Origin of the sequence: Pseudomonas sp. BS-2016, assembly GCF_001806145.1 — a bacterium.
Classification (GTDB): Bacteria; Pseudomonadota; Gammaproteobacteria; order Pseudomonadales; family Pseudomonadaceae; genus Aquipseudomonas; species Aquipseudomonas lundensis.
Genome location: NZ_MLCT01000037.1, coordinates 147,457 through 167,069, shown reverse-complemented (window position 1 = coordinate 167,069; position 19,613 = coordinate 147,457). Strand labels below are relative to the sequence as shown.

The 19,613-nt window shown below is 59.9% G+C and carries 14 protein-coding genes; 4 read left to right on the top strand and 10 right to left on the bottom strand.

What is annotated here, in order from left to right:
- Window positions 1–16: 16 nt before the first annotated feature.
- The 4 genes from BKD70_RS20620 to BKD70_RS20605 form a co-directional block, all read right to left on the bottom strand.
- On the bottom strand, window positions 17–2,899 hold the full coding sequence (locus BKD70_RS20620) for an RHS repeat-associated core domain-containing protein (RefSeq protein WP_047274583.1): 2,883 nt from the start codon (window positions 2,897–2,899) through the stop codon (window positions 17–19).
- 102 nt (window positions 2,900–3,001) lie between these two features.
- Window positions 3,002–5,971 (bottom strand): RHS repeat-associated core domain-containing protein, encoded by a 2,970-nt coding sequence (locus tag BKD70_RS20615; RefSeq protein ID WP_047274582.1) that lies wholly within the window; start codon window positions 5,969–5,971, stop codon window positions 3,002–3,004.
- 219 nt (window positions 5,972–6,190) lie between these two features.
- Window positions 6,191–6,526 (bottom strand): RcnB family protein, encoded by a 336-nt coding sequence (locus tag BKD70_RS20610; protein WP_047274581.1) that lies wholly within the window; start codon window positions 6,524–6,526, stop codon window positions 6,191–6,193.
- Between the two features lie 116 nt (window positions 6,527–6,642).
- The gene (locus BKD70_RS20605; protein WP_047274580.1) at window positions 6,643–7,689 is read right to left on the bottom strand and encodes a DNA topoisomerase IB; all 1,047 of its coding nucleotides are present in this window, start codon (window positions 7,687–7,689) and stop codon (window positions 6,643–6,645) included.
- 179 nt (window positions 7,690–7,868) lie between these two features.
- On the opposite strand from BKD70_RS20605, the gene BKD70_RS20600 reads away from it, so the two are divergent.
- Window positions 7,869–9,035, top strand: coding sequence for a DUF1624 domain-containing protein (locus BKD70_RS20600; protein ID WP_047274579.1), 1,167 nt, complete (start codon window positions 7,869–7,871; stop codon window positions 9,033–9,035).
- A gap of 167 nt (window positions 9,036–9,202) precedes the next feature.
- The gene (locus BKD70_RS20595; RefSeq protein WP_047274578.1) at window positions 9,203–10,513 is read left to right on the top strand and encodes an OprD family porin; all 1,311 of its coding nucleotides are present in this window, start codon (window positions 9,203–9,205) and stop codon (window positions 10,511–10,513) included.
- 67 nt (window positions 10,514–10,580) lie between these two features.
- On the opposite strand, the gene BKD70_RS20590 is transcribed toward BKD70_RS20595, so the two are convergent.
- From BKD70_RS20590 to BKD70_RS20575, 4 genes are all read right to left on the bottom strand, one after another.
- Window positions 10,581–11,075, bottom strand: a complete 495-nt coding sequence (locus BKD70_RS20590) for a copper chaperone PCu(A)C (protein ID WP_047274577.1) — start codon at window positions 11,073–11,075, stop codon at window positions 10,581–10,583.
- A 26-nt stretch (window positions 11,076–11,101) separates the two neighbouring features.
- Window positions 11,102–11,707 carry an SCO family protein gene (locus BKD70_RS20585; RefSeq protein ID WP_047274576.1) on the bottom strand — a complete coding sequence of 202 codons (606 nt, stop codon included), beginning with the start codon at window positions 11,705–11,707 and terminating at the stop codon, window positions 11,102–11,104.
- Window positions 11,708–11,916: 209 nt separating this feature from the next.
- Window positions 11,917–13,248 carry a DUF6687 family protein gene (locus BKD70_RS20580; protein ID WP_080960326.1) on the bottom strand — a complete coding sequence of 444 codons (1,332 nt, stop codon included), beginning with the start codon at window positions 13,246–13,248 and terminating at the stop codon, window positions 11,917–11,919.
- 5 nt (window positions 13,249–13,253) lie between these two features.
- A complete protein-coding gene (locus tag BKD70_RS20575; protein WP_047274575.1) occupies window positions 13,254–14,714 on the bottom strand; it encodes an MFS transporter in 1,461 nt (486 codons plus the stop codon).
- A 245-nt stretch (window positions 14,715–14,959) separates the two neighbouring features.
- Between BKD70_RS20575 and BKD70_RS20570 the strand changes: the two genes are divergently transcribed.
- Entirely contained in the window at window positions 14,960–15,520 is a 561-nt protein-coding gene (locus tag BKD70_RS20570) for a metalloregulator ArsR/SmtB family transcription factor (protein WP_306452797.1), read from the top strand.
- A 12-nt stretch (window positions 15,521–15,532) separates the two neighbouring features.
- Here the strand turns inward: BKD70_RS20570 and BKD70_RS20565 are convergent, their stop codons facing one another.
- Window positions 15,533–18,016: a UvrD-helicase domain-containing protein gene (locus BKD70_RS20565; protein WP_047274573.1), complete on the bottom strand. Its 2,484-nt coding sequence runs from the start codon at window positions 18,014–18,016 to the stop codon at window positions 15,533–15,535.
- A gap of 267 nt (window positions 18,017–18,283) precedes the next feature.
- Between BKD70_RS20565 and BKD70_RS20560 the strand changes: the two genes are divergently transcribed.
- Entirely contained in the window at window positions 18,284–18,979 is a 696-nt protein-coding gene (locus tag BKD70_RS20560) for a pirin family protein (RefSeq protein ID WP_047274572.1), read from the top strand.
- A 62-nt stretch (window positions 18,980–19,041) separates the two neighbouring features.
- Here BKD70_RS20560 and BKD70_RS20555 read toward each other — a convergent pair whose 3' ends face one another.
- Window positions 19,042–19,578 (bottom strand): hypothetical protein, encoded by a 537-nt coding sequence (locus BKD70_RS20555; protein WP_047274571.1) that lies wholly within the window; start codon window positions 19,576–19,578, stop codon window positions 19,042–19,044.
- Between the last annotated feature and the right edge of the window lie 35 nt (window positions 19,579–19,613).

The window sequence follows — 19,613 nt, the reverse complement described above, 5'->3', positions numbered from 1 at the left end:
CTGAGTGACGGGTTGATCAGTGAGGGTCTCGGATACCGGCTACCCGATAACGACGATCGCCCAAGTGCTCAAACATCAGGCGGTATGCCCCGCGGCGGCGGCTGCCCTGGTAGCCATGCACGTCGGCAGACCACAACGCGTCAGCGTGCTGGTGCCAATGCACGGCCCTGAAACGGCCTTGCTGCACATGGCTGATGGTCAAGGCAATGCTGTGCCCTTCAGGCCCCAGCAGGAGTTCTGCGACTGCGCTCTCGTCGATGCTGATGGCCTGAGCGGGCTGGGCCGTTGGCGTGCTGATCACCGCCGGTTGTGGCTGAGGGGCCGATGAAGAGGCTCGGGCTGTGCGTTGTCGCGCCACTGCGCGGGGGGTTACGACTTCATGCGGCGTGGGTTCGGCTGCCGGCCTGGACGTGGTGGCTGCAGGTTGGGCACGGGCGCGAATCAAGACGCTCAGGACGCCTTGTTTCCTTGCCTCGCGCGTGGGGGGTCTGGGATTGTTGGAGAGTTCTCCAATCACGGGGTGCAACTGGGCAGGTCCCGCCAGGCCGTAGATCTCGCCGCTTTTGGTGGTCAGAATCCCCAGCGAAACGCCGACTTCCTCATGGATAGCGGCAAGGTTATCAAAGACAAAGTTGAACATCTTGACGCTTTCTGCGGGGCTCAGCTGTTGTAGCGCTGAAAACTCCAGCACTTTGTCTGTTATCGCTTGCATGAACGCATAGTTGTCTGACTCCGTGGGCGGTAGTGTTGAGCGGCGTTGGGCTTCAAACGCCAGGCCTGTCATCAACGCGGCCCCGACTCCTGCCCCTATGAGCGGCGCTTCCAGCAGCGCGCCCAACGCGGCGCCCAGCAAGGTCGCCACAAAAATCCAGAAGCTGAACGCGACCAGCCGATTGGCCGGGTAGTCGCCCGCTTGCAGCCCGTGCTGATCAACACGGCTCATGGGGTTGTTGCCCACCATGGCATATACGTTCAGGCCATCGATCACCCCGGCCGGGTCAGGGCTGATCCAGCGTTGCATCCAGGGTGCGTAATAGCGCAGGCCGTAATAGTACAAACCCGTGGCATCGCGTTCCTTGCCGCTGTAGCGCACGGTTTTGAAGCTTGCTTGCACCGCACTTTTGGCCGCCCACCAGGCTGTCGCGCCAAAGGGGTAGAACCCTTCCTGACTCAGCAATGCGCCCTGCTCGTCCAGCTCAATGACCCCGCTCTCCAGATGATCTGACAACGTGAACCGGATTTGCGCGTTCTGCACACCATCGGGCAAACCTTGCTCCCAGGTGAGCGTCCTGACATTCATGTGCCCGGCTTGCAGGGTCATCAGCGACACATTCACCCCTGAGGCCTCATTCAGGCGAAGTTCCAGCCCTGGCAGATAGCGCACCTCATAGCGGCGGGTCAGCCCTTTGGTGCGATACGTTCGGCGCTTGAGCACGCGCACACCCTGACCGTCGTAGACGTAAGATTCCCCATCGTCCTCCCCGGCGCCCCGCCTGACATGCGTGACCTTATGCAACTGATTGCGTCCATTCCACGCCATCACTTGCCCGCGCGCCAGCATCCTGAGGTTGCCGCAGGGGTCAAACCCGTCCTCCGGGTTGGGGGGGCCGGACAATTGGCTGCGGTTGCTGGTTTCAGACACCGCCATGCGTTGGGTATAACCTCGCCCGGATGCGGGGACGTGTTGCATCTGCACCAGGTTGGCGCCCGCATCGTATTGATAGTGCCGGGTGTAATTGCGCCAGCGATGGGTATCCGTGCCCATGAGCATGGGCGCAGATAACAGCCGCCCACCACGGTGGCGTGCGTTTTCCCGGCCGGTGGCTTTGATGAGTTGGTACAGGGTGTCGTAGGTATACGTAGTAAAGGCCTCAATGCTTGAATTGTGGCTCCAGGTGGTCGGTTGGGCGCTGTCCAGAATACTCACGACGTTACCCACACGGTCATGGGTATACGCCAAGTCCTGTATCGGGGTCCGATGCGAACCCACACGGTGCGCAGTCAAACGCTGCAAATAGCCATCCGCTTGCGCGTAAGACGCGACCGTCAGTACGCCATTGCCGGAGCGTTCGGAGGTGACTTGCCCCGCCGCGTTGTAGGTGCGTTGATCCATCAAGACCGCGCGTTTACCACTGGCCATCACAACGTCGACCTGCGCCTGTTGGCCGGTGATGCCGTACTGAAAACGCTGGCGGTTGCCCTTGGCGTCGTGCAGCTCGAGCAAATCGCCCACGGCGTTGTAGTGCCATTGCGTGGTGTAAGACTGACTTTCCAGCAGCGCGTCCCGTTGTTCCTGCGCAGACGGCCAATTGAGCGATTCGGGTTGGCGTGCAAAGCGGCGCGCCTGACGCTGCATGGCTCCCGACAGCGCGTAAGCCTCAAACAGCACAGCGCCTGCCGGGTCGTCATGGCGAACCAGACGGCCGCACTGGTTTGTGCTGTTTATCCGGGGTTGGGGCTTGCCATACGTAAAGCGCTCTATACAGCGCGCTTGCGGGTCGTTGCTGAGTTGTTCGTGAATGGCCATCAGCCGGGCGTGGGTGTCGTATTCAAAGCGCTGATGGTTGCCACGGGCATCCCAGGTGGCGAGTGTTTGCAGCCCTGTGCCGCAGAGGGTGACGTGCCACCCGCTGTCGACACTGTCGGTCTTGACGATCTGTCCTGACAAACTGCTGAGGTAGCGCAGATTGGGTTGCGCCTCAGGCGTGATGGCCTCTCGGGCCAGCAAGCGCGGGTCCCATTGCTGGGCCAGAGACCCGCGAGTGTCATAGCGCGATTGATGAATGCGTGACTGTGGGGGCTCGTGCACACTCAGGCGATGATAGTTGACCCTGCGCACGCTCAAGCCCCGGGGGTCAATCGCCGTCAGTGACGGTGTGTAGTGATGCAGTGAAGTCATGGTTACCGACCTGTAAAACGCCATAAAGCCAAGAGCCTATGACTCAGGTCGGGGGTAAAGGTGGTCACATAGTAGTGACGCGGTGCAACAGGCTCGCGCCGTTCAACCGGTTGAGGCGCGCCATAGCGTTGAGATGTGCCTGAAACCGACCCGTGCGGTTTGCAGCAACAACCCCCGCACTTCCGTGAGTGCCGACACCACGCCGCGCGCGACCCCCACCCAGGTGCGGGCGCTGGCACTTTGCGCGGCGGCCGGCGCCCCGGTGATTGCAGCGGCTACTGCTTCAATCCCGACCCCGGCCCAATACGTCCAGGCCTGGTTAAACATGCGGCTCATGCCGCCATGCAGCGTGTCCGTCAAAGGTGGCAGTTGGAGCGTGTGTTGATGCACTTCATGGCGGGCCGTGCGATGACCGCTGCGCAGCACCGTCCCCATGGCGGCATCGTAGGCTTCAATCAGCGGCGTCACGTTGGGCATAAGCGGGCCTGGCACTGACTGGCCATACACCGCATTGGGAATGGTGGCCACACTATAGGCCGCCGAGGCCAGCAATGTTCTGGGCACCCTGGCCATCAGCGGGGTTGCTCCCCAGGAGGCCGTGTCCCCCAGCCCCCGCAGCGCCTGCTGCACGATCTCCCGTGAAAAAGCGCGGATATGCCCGCCCAGGCGTTGACGGGCGACCGGGTCCCACTCCAGTTCCGTATCACCGCCTTCGGCGATGGCGCGCATCATGAACCCCCTGTCGGCGGCTGCGGCAACGGCAAAGCCGATGAGTGGACTCCAACGCATGACCGTGCCCACCAGGCCGCTGCTCATGTGCATCATGGCCAATGCGTCCAGCGCCGCCACCGTATTTCTCAGGGCGTTGTTGAGGGCTGTGGTCGGTTGACGCCCTTCAAAAAGCGCGACGTCCAACCCTGCGCTCAAGGCATTGCTGATGTAGGTCGCCAATGCATCCCGAATCGCCGCCGAGGCCGCCAATTGCAGGCGCGACCTCACTCTGTTGGCCACATGGGTGGTCAAGCCGCGCAACGTCGCGAAGCGGCTTTTGGGCAGGTCAAGGGCTTGGCTTTGCAGCCCCTGGGCATCCAGGCGATTAATCGGGTTGCCCCGCGCCAGCGCATACAGGTTCAAGCCCTCTACGTTGCCGGCCGGGTCGGCACTGAGCCAGCGCATCAGCCAGGGCGCGTAGTAACGGTAACCAAAATAGTAAAGGCCGCTGGCATCGCGCTCCTTGCCCGAAAAACGCAGGGTTTTGTAGTCCGCCTCGATGGCGTTGGAGGTCGCCCACCAAGCCGTCCCGCCGTAGGGGTAATAATGCTCCTGGCTGAGCAAGCGCTCATCCTGATCCAGTTCCAGCGAATGGTTGCTCTGATGGTCCGACAGTGCGTAACGCACTTGCCCGTCCGGTATGCCCGTTGGACGGCCTTGTGCCCATTGCAGGATGCGCACATTGGCAAACGCAGAGTGGATGACCAGCACATTCAGTTGTTCGCCGGTGGCCGTATTGCGGCGGATTTCCAGCCCCGGCAAGTACCGCGCATCACTGAGGTGAGTGCGTGTGTGGGCGCTTGCGCGACGGGCCTTGTACACCCGCTGGCCATCACCGTCGTAGCGGTAGAGTTCTTCATCGCTGGCGGCGTCATCGCGCTCGATGTGCGTGATGCCCTGCAATTGGTCGCGGGCATTCCAGCGCAATGTCTGCCCCGGCCCCAAGGCCCGTTGATTGCCGTTGGGATCAAAACCGCTGACCCGAGCGGGCATCGCGGTCATGTTGGAAGTCGCCGCCCACCCATGATTGCTGGTGCCCGAGAGCGTCAGCTGGCGTGTGTAGCCACTGCCTTGGGTGGGCACATGGCGTAGTTTGATTAGGTTGCCGGACGCGTCGTACTCATAGTGCTGCCGCCAGCCCCGGCAGCGCGGTGCGCCACGGGTTGCGAAATCGACCCTGGGAGGCAAGGCCGCCCCGCCGGCTTGATGGGCGTGTTCACGGCCGGTGGCCTCAATCAGTTGGTTAAGTGTGTCGTAGGCGTAGGTGCTTAAGGCCGCAATGCGTGTGTTGTCCGACCATTGCACCGGTTGCGCGGTGTCCTGCACGCTGAGCACCTGGCCTGTAGGGTCGTAGGCATAGGTCAGGTCTTGCAGGACCGTGCGCGGCTGACGGGTGCGGTGGGTAAAGAGCCGTTGCAAACGCTCGTCGGCCGGGTCGTAGGTCCAGGTGCTGCGCACCCCATTACCGGCCTGTTCAGCCTCGACCTTGCCACCAGCGCTGTAGCGACGTTCTTGCACCAGGATGCGCTGCAGACCGTTGTTGAAGAGGATGGCCAGTGATCCAAGCAGGCCATCGACACCATAACGAGGCTGTTGCTGGTTGCCTGCTGCATCCGTCTGCGCCATCAATTGCCCCAACGGCCCGTATTGCCAGTGGGTGGTGTGGCTGTGCGCCTCGACAGCGACATGGGGCAGCGCTGTGAGCATCGGTGCCTCTGCCAGATCCTGCACAAACCAGCGTGTCTGAACGGTGCTGTTCGCGCACAGGTCGTAGCGCTCGAAGAGCACCGTCCCGGCCGCATCGTCGTGGCGTCGCAAACGTCCGCAGCGGTTGAGCAGGGCCTGATGGCTGTGGGCGCCGGCATAACTGAAGCGCTCCGTACACCGGCGGTCCGGCTCACCCGTCTGCTGTTCGTAGACGGCAGTCAGGCGCAGCAAGGGGTCATATTCATGGGTGTGGCGTGTTTGTGCGGCGTCCCACGTGTCCAGTACCTGATCGGCCGGCCCTCGCCAAGTGATGCAGCGCCCGCTATCGACGTTGTCACTCTGCACCACCCGTCCGCTCAGGGAGTAGCGGGTGCGTTGATTGGGGGCTGTGGCGGGTTCGGTTTTTCGCAATGCGCCCAGGCGCGGGTCCCATTGCTCTCGTAAATGACCGCGGGGGCCGTAGACGTGTCGGGTGATACGCGGCTCGAGGGCTTGTTCGGCGGTGCGCCGATGGTAAGCCACTTCGCGTACCGTCAACCCCCGTGGATCTTGAGCGCCAAGTGTTGGTGTGTGGTGATGCAAGCGTTGAGGCATGGTTCACGTCCTGACTGCACATTGAAAAAGCAGTCTATGAAGCAGGCCTCAACCGCATGCCATAGCCGGGTCTCGCGCGGGGTGCAAAATACGGATTTACAACGTTTTCAGCCAGTTCCTTGGCGTATCAACGACTTCCCCTACCAGCGTGCAGGCAAAGCCATCTATCCCGCGCGTTGGCTGGGCCGCTGTTGCAGCGGCCCGCGTTCGAGAGAAGGATTACTGACTGACAACAGCGCCTTTGAGTGTGCGGATCTGCTCGATCACGGCGTTGGTGCGGTTAACCAGCACGTAATGGCCGCTGAATTGCACCCATTGCGAATCGTCGCTTGGCTGCGGCAAGCCTTTGGCTTTCCAGTTCTTGATGGCGCTTTCTTCACGGGTGTACTGATCCGGTGCTTTGTCGCCGCTGGTGTAGCAGGTGTGGTGATCCATGGACTTGGCCAGTATCGCGTTGTGCTTGCAATCACTGGCGTTGTCGTCTGCGGCCTGCGCTGCATAGGGCATTGCACACAGAACGCCGGCAATGAGTGATGCAGAAATGATGTTTCGCATGATTGACCTCTTTAAGACGCAATGGACCGATTTTAAAGCCTGAGCGCTCGATTGAGCACCCGGGCTGTGTGGATAGACCCTGCGTTCTTCCAAGAGTGCCATTAACGTGCTGCGATTCAGCATTCGCTCACGGCGTGCCGGGCCTGGACCATGCTGTCGAGAAACATCGCCAACCCCACTTCTTCCGCTTTCAGGCCTTTGCGTACTCGGGGTTTGGGCAGCTGGGCCAAGGCGCCGAGCATGAAGCCTTCGAGCACTGCCGGGTGGATGTAGCACTTGCGGCAAACGGCCGGGGTATTGCCCAACTGCTTGGCCACGTTTTTAACCATGTCCACCACGTGGCGTTTGGCGTCTGATTCCGGCTTCCAATGCAACTCACGCAATACCGCCAGTGCTAATGCGCTACCCGCCCAGGTGCGGTAGTCCTTGGCGGTGAAATCTGCGCCCGTAAGGGTTTTGAGGTAGGCATTGACGTCGGACGACGTGATGCTGTGGCGCACGCCGTCTTCATCCAGGTACTGGAACAAATTCTGCCCCGGGATCTCCAGGCAACGTTTGATGATGCGCGCCAGCCGTCGATCCTTGACCGATATTTGATGTTCGACCCCGCTTTTGCCCCGGAACTGAAAGGTGATGGTGGTGCCGCTGACGTCGACATGACGGCTGCGCAGCGTGGTCAGCCCATAGGAGCGGTTGTCCTTGGCGTACTGAGTGTTGCCGACGCGGATCAGGGTGGCATCCAGCAGCGTGATGACCGTGGCCATGACTTTGTCGCGGCTGAAACCCGGTGCTGCGAGGCGGGTTTCTAGCTGTTTGCGCAATTTGGGCAGCGCCAGCCCGAACGCCCGCAGGCGCGAGTATTTACTGGCATCGCGCACTTCGCGCCAGCGTGCGTGATAACGGTATTGCTTGCGGCCCCGCGCATCGCGGCCAGTGGCTTGCAAATGCCCGCGCGGGTCAGCGCAGATCCACACATCCACATACGCCGGCGGCACCGCGAGGGCATTGATGCGCTGGATTTCGTCCTGATCGACGATGCGTTTGCCGTCCGGGGCGAAGTAACGAAACGTGCCGCGCAACCGCTTGCGGGTAATACCCGGTTGCGTGTCATCGACGTAATGCAGGTCAGGGGGCAACACATCGGGTAACGAGGTTTCTGGCATGGCAGCGATCCTGGAGAAATGGGCCGTTATAGCCATTGACCGCAGGCGCTGGCAGACGTGCCGATCGATTGCAGGCGACGCGAGGGTGGTGGAATTAAATAGAGACGTTATAAGATAACTATTCTTGGGCGTGCCCTCTCGCCTGTGTTTGCGATTAACCCTTGTGTGTGACCCTGCCAATGCCCTATTCCTTGACTGCTGCACCGCCGCTTCATCAACGTTTATTGTCCATCGACGCGCTGCGGGGGCTGGTGATTCTGTTCATGTTGCTGGACCACGTGCGGGAAACGTTTTTCCTGCACCGGCAGGTGACAGATCCGATGTCGATTGACAGCACAGAGCCTGCCCTCTTTGTCAGTCGCACCCTCGCCCACCTCTGCGCCCCGGTGTTTGTATTGCTGACCGGGCTGTCCGCGTACCTGTACGGCGAGAAAAATCAGGGCAAGGCCGCTGTGTCGTCGTTCCTGTTCACGCGCGGCCTGTTTCTGGTGGTGCTGGAATTGACGCTGGTCAATCTCGCCTGGACCTTCCAGTTCCCGCCGAGCGTGATTTACCTGCAAGTGATCTGGGCCATTGGCCTGAGCATGCTTGCGCTCGCGGCGCTGGTCTGGCTGCCTCGCGCTGCGCTGTTGATCCTCGGGGCGGCTATTGTGGCCGGGCACAACCTGCTGGACGGCCTTCACTTCGCCCCGGATGCGTTCCTGCACGTGCCGTGGGCGATCCTGCATGATCGCGGCTGGATTGAGTTTTCTGACAGCCTGCGCCTGCGCACCTCGTATCCCGTGTTGCCGTGGATCGGTGTGATTGCGCTGGGTTACGGCATAGGGCCGTGGTTTGGGCGTGGCGTCTCGCCCCGCGTGCGTCAACGAAATTTGTGCTACGCGGGCGTCGGGGCATTGCTGGGGTTTGTGGCCTTGCGCGTGTTCAATGGCTACGGCGAAGCCCCCTGGACACCGCACGAACAGGTGCAGCAGACGCTGATGAGCTTTTTCAATATCACCAAATACCCGCCTTCGTTGTTGTTCCTGATGCTGACGCTGGGGGTCGGACTGTTGCTGTTACTGGCCTTCGAACGTGCGCAACAACGGCGCTGGATCAGCGCGCTGGCAGTATTTGGCGCTGCGCCGATGTTCGTGTATCTGCTGCACCTTTATGTGCTGAAACTGCTGTACCTGATGGGCGTTGCCCTGTTCGGGCTTAACCACGGCGCCTATTTTGGGTTCGATCACATCAGCGCCGTCTGGGTGACCGCTATCGTGCTGGCCGTCGCGCTGTACAGACCCGTGCGCTGGTTTGCCGCGCTCAAAGGCCGTCGCCGGGACATCCGCTGGCTCAAGTATTTCTGAGCCCGCGTTAATGGCCGCGCGCCCCGTTTGATGGCGCGCAGAGTTTGCGCGTGGATACCCCCTTGAACCGTTGATGGATAAATGACATGCGATGGTGTACGAATGAGCGCCGCACTTCACCAGCAGTCCACCCCCTGAGCACACTGCGTAGCTGCTCGGCCTGGCTGATGGCACTGGTCAGCCCGATGGCGGTGGCCGACTCCGCTCAGTCGCAGGCTCATGGATGGATCGAAGACAGTACCTGGAGCGTGCTTAACCGTACGGTCTATGACAGTCGTGAGTATCGGCATGGCGCGCGTAACAGCGGTGCGCGCAATGCCTACAAGCCAAAGAACGAGCGAAACGGGGCTGCCGAGGAATGGGCCTATGGGCTGATGGGCTCGCTGCAATCGGGCTTCACCCCAGGGCTGATCGGTGTCGGTATCGATGCCCATGCTTACCTCGGAGTGAAGCTGGACAGTGGCGGCGGACGTGCAGGTAAAGCCCGCTTACTGGGCCTGGACAATGACGGTTATCCGAAAAACGATTTCAGTCGCGCAGGGGCCGCTTTGAAGCTGCGCCTGTCCAACACGGTGCTGTCATACGGCGAACAGCGGGTCAAAACCCCGGTGTTCAGCTCATCCGACAGTCGCTTGCTGCCGGAAACGGCCACCGGTGCGTTTGTCACCAGCCATGAGTTTGAAGGCCTGCGCATGGTTGGCGGGCACTTCACCGAAAGCACCGACCGCAATGCCAGCAGCCACGATCAGGGCTTCGTGGTCAATTACGCCAACGCGATCAAGGGCACGACCTTCGACCTGGCGGGCGTGGCCTATAGCCCAAGCAAGCAATTGAGCGCCAGCCTGTATACCTCGCGGTATGAGAACACCTGGAACCAGCAGTATCTGGGGGCGATGTTTAGCCAGCCGATCGATGAAACTCGCTCGCTGGCGTTCAACTTCAACCTCTATCGCACCACCGATGAAGGCAAGGCCCTGTCCGGCAGCATCAACAACACCACCTGGAGCGTGTTGTCCACCTACGCGCAGGGGCCACACAGCTTCAGCCTCGGGTATCAAAAGGTGCATGGCGACACGCCGTTTGACTACGTGACACGCGGGGCGATCTTCATCACCAATGCCGTGCAACTGTCAGACTTCAATGCGCCAAACGAACAGTCCTGGCAACTGCGCTATGACCTGGACATGTCGCCCTGGCACTTGCCGGGCCTGATGTTCAGCGCCGCATATGTACGGGGCAGTGACATTGATGGCACCCACGTCGATCCGCGAGGCGGGTATGCCTATCTGGGGTATGGCAAAGGCGGGAAACACTGGGAGCGGGATTTTGAGGCGCGCTATGTGGTGCAGAGCGGCGTCGCCAAAGGCGCAGTGCTGTCACTGCGCCACAACGTACACCGTGGTAATACCGCTCAAGCCGAACTGGATACCGATCAACTGCGCCTGGCGGTCGAATACCCGCTCAGCGGGCGGTTTTAACGCCCTCCAGCGCTGGCTGTCCCCTCAGGCCCTGACCGTACGATAAAACGTCCGGTCAGGGTGTCGTTCAGTGCATGGCGCCATGGTCGTGCATGGCGTCATTGCCGTGCTTGTCCTTGTGGTGCATCGGCATGCCGCTCAAAGACCGGGCTGTGGCCTGCACATCAAGGGTCTCTTTTGTGCCCGTGGCGTCTTCAACCGTCAGGGTGAGTGGCACGGTGTCGCCTTCTTTTATCTGACCGTTCAGGTCAATCAGCATGACGTGATAGCCCTCGGGCTGGAGCGCCACGGTCTTGCCGGCTGGCAAGGCAACGGCTTGTACCGGGGCCATGCTCATCACGTCGTGTTCCATCTTCATCTTGTGGATCTGCACGTTTTTGGCCACCGGCGACGTGACGCTCAGCAGCTTGCTGTCGGTGGTCGAGGTGATGCGCATGAAGGCACCGCTGGAGGGCTGTCCCGGTACGGTGGCGCGAACCCACGCGTCATCCACGGTGGTTTGGGCCGAAACATGCAGGCTCATGCCCAGCAACGACAACATCAGGTATTTGACGGGTTTCATAGTGTGGCTCTCAAAGAGGCGTTAAATCAGCAGACGGACATCACGGTGAGCAAATCTTCGGTGCACTGCTTGGCCGACAACGAAGGTGAAAGCCCCAGGCGCAGCACGCCCCGTGAGTCAAAGACAAAACTGGTGGCGGTGTGCGACAGCGTATACGTGGAGCCGCTCGGGATCTTCTCGTAGAACACCTTGAACTCTTTGGCCGTGGCCGCTGTTTCTTCCAGCGTGCCGGACAACGCCATGAACGTCGGGTCGAAGGCCTTGACGTAGGCATCGAGCATTGCCGGCGTATCGCGCTCGGGGTCCAGGGTGATGAACACCACCTGCAGCCGGTCCCCGTCCGGGCCCATCATCTTCTTGATTTGCGCCGCCCGCGCCAGCGCCGTGGGGCATACCGCCGGGCACTGGGTGAAGCCGAAGAAAATCATCGGCATCATGCCGCGAAAGCTGCCCAGCATGACGTCATTGCCTTGAGCGTCGTGGAGCTTGAACTTACGGCCCAGAATCTCGTTGCTCAAATCTTTACCGTACTTGTACGACAGGCCACTGCCGGGGTCGCATCCGGCAAGCACGCCCAGACTGAGCAAGCCCAGGCCCTGAACGACACGGCGGCGAGTCAGTAAATCATTCATGTGAAGGTTCCTTTGGCGCACGACAGATCACCAATTCAAACCACGAACCGGTGACATTCGGCGTTTTGGCGTTACAACAGAGGATCGTTAACGGTGTGACGCATTTCATGGGGGCAGAATTTACCACTCTCAGCGCGTTGGAGCACGTTACGTTGGTCATTTAAACGGCGGCGACCTGCATCGAGTCGATCTGAAACCCGCCTGCCTCTCTAAGGTGTATGCCAGGCAATCGGCGCAACGTGCAGAAACTGCTTGAGTTCGTCCAGCACCCTTTGCGCGCTGAAATCACTGTTGCCGCCAGGCTTCACTTTTAAGGCCGGCATGATCCACTGCACGCCGTCATAACGCCATTGCGCCGTCCCCTGCTCTTGCGCCTGTAAAGCGTGCTGGAAAATTGCCAGATCACACCTGCCGCGCATTTTGCAACTGACACGTTCAACCCAGCTTTCATACCGCTGACGGATTTCGATGAATGGCCCGTCGATGATCGCCAGCACACCGCACCGGGTACGGTTGTGGAAGGAAATAGCAGACAGGCCGTGATAAGGCGTTTCGCGATCAGCCCTGGATGCCGGACGAGGCGGTAGCGTGAACACGGCCAAATCAATGTCTGGATACTCCTCCAGCACCCCTTGAGGGTCGTTCATTAACGCTTCGGTGCGCTCCAGTAATTGCCACTGCCCTTGATATGCCTGTGCGTAGCGCTCAGTGTTTTCTATGACATCCTTGACCAAGGGCAGTAAGGTGCCAAACGTGCTTAGCAGTTGCCGGCTTTCGTTGACCCCGGCATAGGTATGGGTGCGTTCAGCCAGATGATTAAGGCTAAACGCGACCTGCAGTGCGTGCCGGGATGTCCCGCGTGCGTAATCGCCCAGCCGTGCGACTTCAATCAGCAGCGGCGCGTGTCGCTGAGCATGCTCCGGCGCAAGGAATGCGTAAATGGAGGCCAGACCGTCCAGGTCAAAGTGATCACTGGTCACAATCCTGGCATCTGGAAAGTCTCGGGCCTGCGCCATATAGCGCAAAGCACTTTGCGTCGACAAATTGGCCTTGTACGCCTGCGGCGTGCGGTTAGCGGGCCAGTGCGACAAGGTCAGCAGCGTCTGGGGCGTGTGGGTCGAGTCCAGCGAAATATTGGCAATGTCGTGCGCCATATTCAGCGGTAAATAGGCAAATCGGCTTGCCCCATCGATCCGTATGGCCTGCCCCAGCAGATCGTCAGTGCTGTGAGCCGCAGGCTGCAGATCAGGCAATTTAAGTTTGACCCGGCCATAGTCCACCGGGATTTGAGCGATCTCGCCATGGCCACCGAGGGTGTAGACCAGTCGGCACAGGTTCTCGCGCCGCAGATCATGCCCCTCACCATTGCGGGGCGCACTGGCGGGGCCTGCAATGGCCGTTGCCAAATCAATGAAATGATTTTCGAATAACCCTATGGCCCGCCCGCCCAGCATCCGAATGTCCAGCGCACGGCTTGCAAGCAAGACATCTTCATCCGCCACCACGCCATGAACGGCGTTTGCATCTGCAGGTGTGTTCATCAGGGCTACTCCGGTTTTTCTGCGGTCAGGGGTTCGTCAGCCATCAGGGGGGCGGATGTTCCATTGGGCACCGCCTCGCGGCGCAGGACCTGACGCACGGTGATAAATAGCAAGGCCGACAGCGCAGCAAAGACCCCAAACAACCACGTTGCCGCACTTGAAGCCCCGGCAACTCCACCCGGCGAGGTAAAGCCCGCCAGGTTAGCGATCATCCCCGCCAGCGCCGCACCCACGGCCGTTGCGATTAACTGCACGGTCGTGATGGAAGCGCCGGCAATGTCTTTTTCCGCATCGGGTACGTTGGCAAGAATCCGGGTGAGCAGATGTGGCCAGGCCAGGCCGATGCCGGTGCCCACCAGCACCATGGCCACTGAGACGCCGCCAAGACTCACCAGCGACGCTGAAGTCTGGGGGACAAATAAGCCAGCCAGGCCCAGCCCTGTGACCACCAACAGCGGAGCCACGAGCATGGCGCGATTGGCAGCCTCACGCGACAGTCCGCAGCTGTAAAGCGAACCCAAGGTCCAGCCTGCGGCCATCAATGCGGCCACATACCCGGCCACCAGAGGTGTTTGAAGGTGCAATACCTGCAAGAAATACGGCACAAACACTTCACTGGTCATGCCCATGACCATCAGGCTCATCGACAGGTAAATCGGGAGCAGCAAGCCTCCCGTCCGCACGCTGTTTCGGGGCAACATCCGATGCCTGTCGCTGCCTTCAACCCGCCATACCGCATACAGAAGAAGCATGCCTGCCAACAGGCCCATTGCGTTGAAGAGCGGCGAAGGCTTGATGCTGCCCACCGAGATGGCCAACACCATCCCGGTTAAAAGCACCAGTTGCACCACCGGCACAGGCGCCTTGGCCGTGGGCTCAGTGGTTTTGCGCGGGAGTATCAGGCTGGCCAATAACACAAACGATAGCGTCACCGGGATCAGCACCCAGAAGGCCGCGCGCCAGGCATCGTATTCAGCGAATACCCCGCCAACGGCCGGTCCGATCAAGGTGGCGGCCCCCCACATTCCTGAAATAAGCGCCATTGCCCGAGGCCACAGGGCTTGGTCGAACACCAGGCGGATCATCGAATAAGGCAATGCAAACAATAAGCCTCCGCCCAGCCCTTGTACGGTACGCCCGAGAATCAATGCGCCCATGTCAGGCGCCAGGCTGCACAGGCCGCACCCCAAGGCAAACACCAGCCCCGCGACGGCATACGCCACTCTCGGCCCCAACCCGGTCAGGCAGCGGGCTGACAACACCGAGCCAATGATCGATGCCACCACAAACAACGTGGTATTCCAGGCGTAGTAATCCAGTCCACCGATGTCCTTCACCACAGAGGGCAAAATCGTAGTCACCAGGTAGACGTTAATGGCGTGGAGTGCCACGCCCCCAGCCAACGCCAATGACCTCAATCCGTTCTTGCCCAGTAATAAAGCTGCCCATCCTGTTGCAGTCGTCATTGCCTTGCCCTGAGTGGTGACATGACATCGATCCTATTACAAAAGGAAATACTTTGATAATTATTTTTCCAGGTTATGGGTATGATCCCCTCCTGTCTGGCCACCCCCTTACGAGATGTCTGTTCTGTATGTGCGCAACCCCGACTGATCCTGCCAACACCGCACGCAATAACGGCGCTACGGCTGAGCGGCTCCTGTATTTGCTTAAAACTCACGGCCCCTTAAAAACCGCGGACTTGGGGCCGATGCTGGACATTACCCTTGAAGCCACGCGTCAACAGATCCAGAAACTGGTCGACTCAGGGTTGATAGAAGGTCATGTGATGCCTTCGGCGGGTGCAGGCCGTCCTTCGCGCAAATGGGCGCTCACCGCTACCGCTCAGGCACGGTTTCCCGATACGCACTCGCAATTGACGCTGCAACTGATCGATTCCATCAAGCTGATCTACGGCAGTGAGGGCATCGATAAAATCGTGAGCTCGATCGAGCACGCCAATACCTGCGAGTACGTCAACGCGTGTGCGAAAGTCACCACCCTTGAAGACAAGGTCAAGGTGCTGGTGGGCATTCGCGATGCGGCGGGCTATATGGCCAGCCTGCAAGCCGAGGGGGAAAACTGGTTGCTTATCGAAAGTCACTGCCCCATTTGCGTCGCCGCGCAGGCATGTCAGGGTTTCTGCCGGTCAGAACTGCAGGTGTTTCAAACGGCCTTAGGCGATTCGGCCACTATTGAACGCATTGAGCATTTGATTAGTGGGGATCGCCGTTGTGTGTATCGGGTGAGTCCGCGCAGGCCTCACCCGTAAACCGATCGCTGTTCAGCGCTTATCCGAACCGTCGACTGCTCCCCCGCGCACATCCTCAAAAAACGGCTTGCCTTTGGGCACCCGGTCCGAGGCTTTGGGGATATTCGGGCCTTGGGCATCCTGACGTTCCACGTACCAATAGCAATGCGTGATCGCCCGGGTGATGCCGACGTAGGCCAGCCGTAGTACTTCATCTTTTTGTGCGCTGTCGTAGGGCTCCGGGTCGCCTTCATTGCCCAGGCCAGCCATGCGGTAGACCTGGTTCTTGTAGGGCGATGAGGTCAGGTGCTGACAGTCCCCGAGCAGAAATACAGCGTCTGCCTGTAAGCCTTTGGCACTGTGAAACGTGAGTTGTTTGAGCCGACGCAAGGCAGGTGGCAAGCTAGAATCCACATTAACAACGGCCTGTATTTCTTTTTCAATCAACGCCTTATCGCTACCTTTTCGAAACAGCATTAATACGCGATCACCTGCGTTGTAATGCTCGGTCAGTTTTGCGACCAGCCCGGTATCGTCCCGATCCAGTACCTGGACCGGCACCAGCGGTTTGGGCTCGCCGCAGGCCTTGGCCCGTTTGCCCGGGATGGAGGGCGCGGCACGTACGATGTGTTCCGCTGCGTCAATGACATGCTGCTGGCTGCGGAAATTGTCGCTGAGCATCACCCGCGTGGTGGACGGCGAGACAAATTCTTTGTTGAACGCCATGAAGTATTTGGGTGAACTGCCCCGCCAGCCGTAGATCGATTGCCAGTCATCACCGACACACAGCAAGGAAGAGCGTTGCGCGCCTCTTCCCACGTGCATGGCCGGGCCTCGGCTGCGAATCTCGCGCAGGCTGGCGCGTAACCACGAAACAATCTGGGGCGAGACGTCTTGAAACTCGTCGATCATCAGGTGCGAGAGCGGGCGCAATTGCGCGTCGCTGAGCAGTTTGAAGTTCTGTGCGGTGTGCTCCCCGAACAGGGAAAACATGCGGTTGTAAGTCATGACGGGAGGCGTTTGCGCCAGCAGATGGCTTTCGAGCGCGCGCCAGAACAGGCTCAGTGCCTCGAAGAAGAATCGGTCCGGGTCGTCGCTGGCGAAACGTAGGTCCCCTACCGCAGACCCGACGTCCAGTCCCAGGTTCTCGATAAAGCTGGCCGCGGCCACGAAACAGTCCAGCAGCGGCGCGGAGCTGAGCTCACCCTTGAGTTTGTAATCGAAGCCCGGCCCGGCACTCGCATCACTGGCCAGGGTGGTCAGAACACGCTTGGATTGCTCGTAAGACTCTAGCCATATCAATGGCTTATCACAGAAAGCTCGAAACAGCGTGCGCTTGACCGCCCACTCCGCCCGCACACTTAATTTGGCGTTGGGCCTGCAGATCTGCGGGTTTTCGCGGGGGTCGAAGCCGAGCACCACCCACGCATCCAGTTGTTCAATGTAGCCGTGGCAATGAAAGGTCGAGCCGTTGATGTTCACTGTTTCCCGGCTCGGCTCAATGCCTTGAATCGGCCAGGCACCGGCGGCAAACCACAAGTCTTCGAGGGTGTCGCACAACTCTTCGTCACGCTTGGCTGCCAATTCGGTCACGGCCATGCGTTTTTGCACGTCCGGGTGATCGTGCTCCAGCGCCTTGAGTTGCAAGGCATGCCGGCACAGCACGCCGATCGCCTCGCGAAAACGCGGGGTGTCGCTGTATAGGCGGTGATAACACGCATTCAGTTGCTGGCGTTGCGCATCGTTGATGCGCAAGTCAAACGGGTTGCTGTCAGCGTCATCGTCGCTAGCGCCCCGATGGCTGAGGGTTTCGAAGGCTTGCAGTTGCGCGTAACCCGGCAGGCTGCGCACCATCGGCAAAATCCGCGAGTGGAAGGTGCGCACCACTTCCCGGGCTTCCTTGAGGCTCAGCGTGTGCCCCCATAAAGCGAAGATTTCCTGCAGCTTGGCGATGAAATCCTTCCGCGACTCGCGGGTGAAGGTCACGACCGTCATCGAACTCAACTCAAAACCGAGGTAGTGACTGAGCAGTAAGATCCGTAGCACCAGCGACGTCGACTTGCCCGCGCCAGCGCCCGCCACCACGGAGGTGGACGGCGTGTCGCTGAAGATCATCTTCCACTGTGCCGGGCTGGGCTGTGCCGTTGCCGGCAACAAAGCGGCGACATCCGCCTTGATCTGCTTTTTCAGTTCGGCGGTCAACGGCAGGCGCCAGTCATCGAACAGGTTGTCGTCAATGCCCGGCGCACGCAGCTCCTGTGAGCGGGTGTCATTGATAAACAGCACTTGACGGCCCTCTTCCAGCCCGTCCGCATGCCCCTCGTCATAGCCGTAATCCACCCCCGCGCTGTGCCCGCTGCGAAAACCGTCCGCCTGCCCCTGCAACCAGGACGCAGCGTGTTGTGCGCGCAAGCGACTTAAACCGCTGCCAAACAGACGGGCTGCCAGACGCTTGAGCAAGGGCAGTTGAGTGACCGGGGATAGGGTTTCGGGCAAATCGTTTTTGTGTTGCGGCACGCTGACTCCAGGGTGTGAGGCTGTCCGGGCGGATGGGCTATGGTCGCTCCATTGCGTCGGGAGTTCTAGTTATTGCTTTAACGTCAGAGGTTTAGCAATGGATATAGAACCAGATGGTTAACAACATATCGTCTGAAAGATCGATTTAATCGATCGTTTTTAAGCGTTTTTTAACCTTTTTATAGATGATTGCCACGGGCACACTGGCGCCATTCTCATTCGGGTCACTGTTCATTGCACCCGACTGACCAGAACAGGAGATGCATCATGCTTGAACTCAGACCCTTCAACACCTTGGGCGGCGCCCATCACGGTTGGTTGGATGCCCATCACCACTTTTCGTTCGCCGAGTACTACGACCCGCAGCGCATGGGCTGGGGCAATCTGCGGGTGTGGAATGACGACATCATCGCGCCCGGCACCGGCTTCCCGAAGCACCCCCATCGCGACATGGAAATCATCACTTACGTGCGTGAAGGGGCTATTAGCCACGAAGACAACTTGGGCAATAAAGGCCGTACCGAAGCGGGCGACGTGCAGGTGATGAGTGCTGGCACCGGCATTGCCCACAGCGAATACAACCTGGAATCCACGGCAACGAAGATTTTCCAGATCTGGATTTTGCCAAATCAGGCCGGGGATCCGCCTTCTTGGGGCGCCAAGCCGTTTCCGAAGGGCCAACGCGAAGGCTTTGTGACGCTGGCCAGCGGTAAGGAGGAAGATCACGGCAGTTTGCGCATCCGCGCCGACGCCCGGGTGATGGCGGCCACGCTGAAAACCGGTGAAACCGCCGATTATCGGCTGAGTGAGGGACGCCGCGCTTATCTGGTGCCCGCCAGCGGAGCGATCGAGGTCAACGGGGTGCGCGCCAACGCGCGGGATGGCGTGGCGATTGTCGATGAACAGGTGCTGCGGGTAACGGCGCTGCAAGACAGCGAAATCGTGCTGGTAGAGGTCGCCTGAAGGCCGTCAGCAAAAGGCCGGATTTACGTGAGTAAATTCGGCCTTTTGGTCTGCGCGGTGCATCACGACAAGGGGTTGTCGATCTGGATATACAGCGAGAATGCCCCCAGTACCATCCAGAAAATGGCAAACAACCACGGGGAACGCACTGAAAACATCAGCGATTTTTTGTACCCCTTGTGGGTGGACTCCATCTCGCAGAACAACGGCGACTCGTCGTACGCCATGCCCATTTGAGGTTCGCTGCTCAGCAACTCACTTTGCTTGAAGTGCCAGTGGTCAATGATGTCGTACGCCGCACGAATGCCTGGCCAGGCATTCAATGAAATCATCAGCCCCAGCACGGCCAGCATCGGCGGCACGGTCAGGGTGAAAAACTTGCCCCACTCCGGGTTCAGATTGGCCATGCACGAGGCGAAGGCAATCACCAAAAACGACTGGGCCGCCAGGTAGGCGTCAGTGCGGTGGGACAGAATGCTGGTCTCGTACTGAATTTCGCGCCGGTAGAAGTCCAGGCGGTCCTTGGGTGATCCGAACATTTTTGCATCATGTTCGGAATGCACCTGTTCAGGGCTTTCGGGGGTAATGATCTGGGTCATCCAAAGGCTCACAGTGTGACTCGATGAAGCTTGGA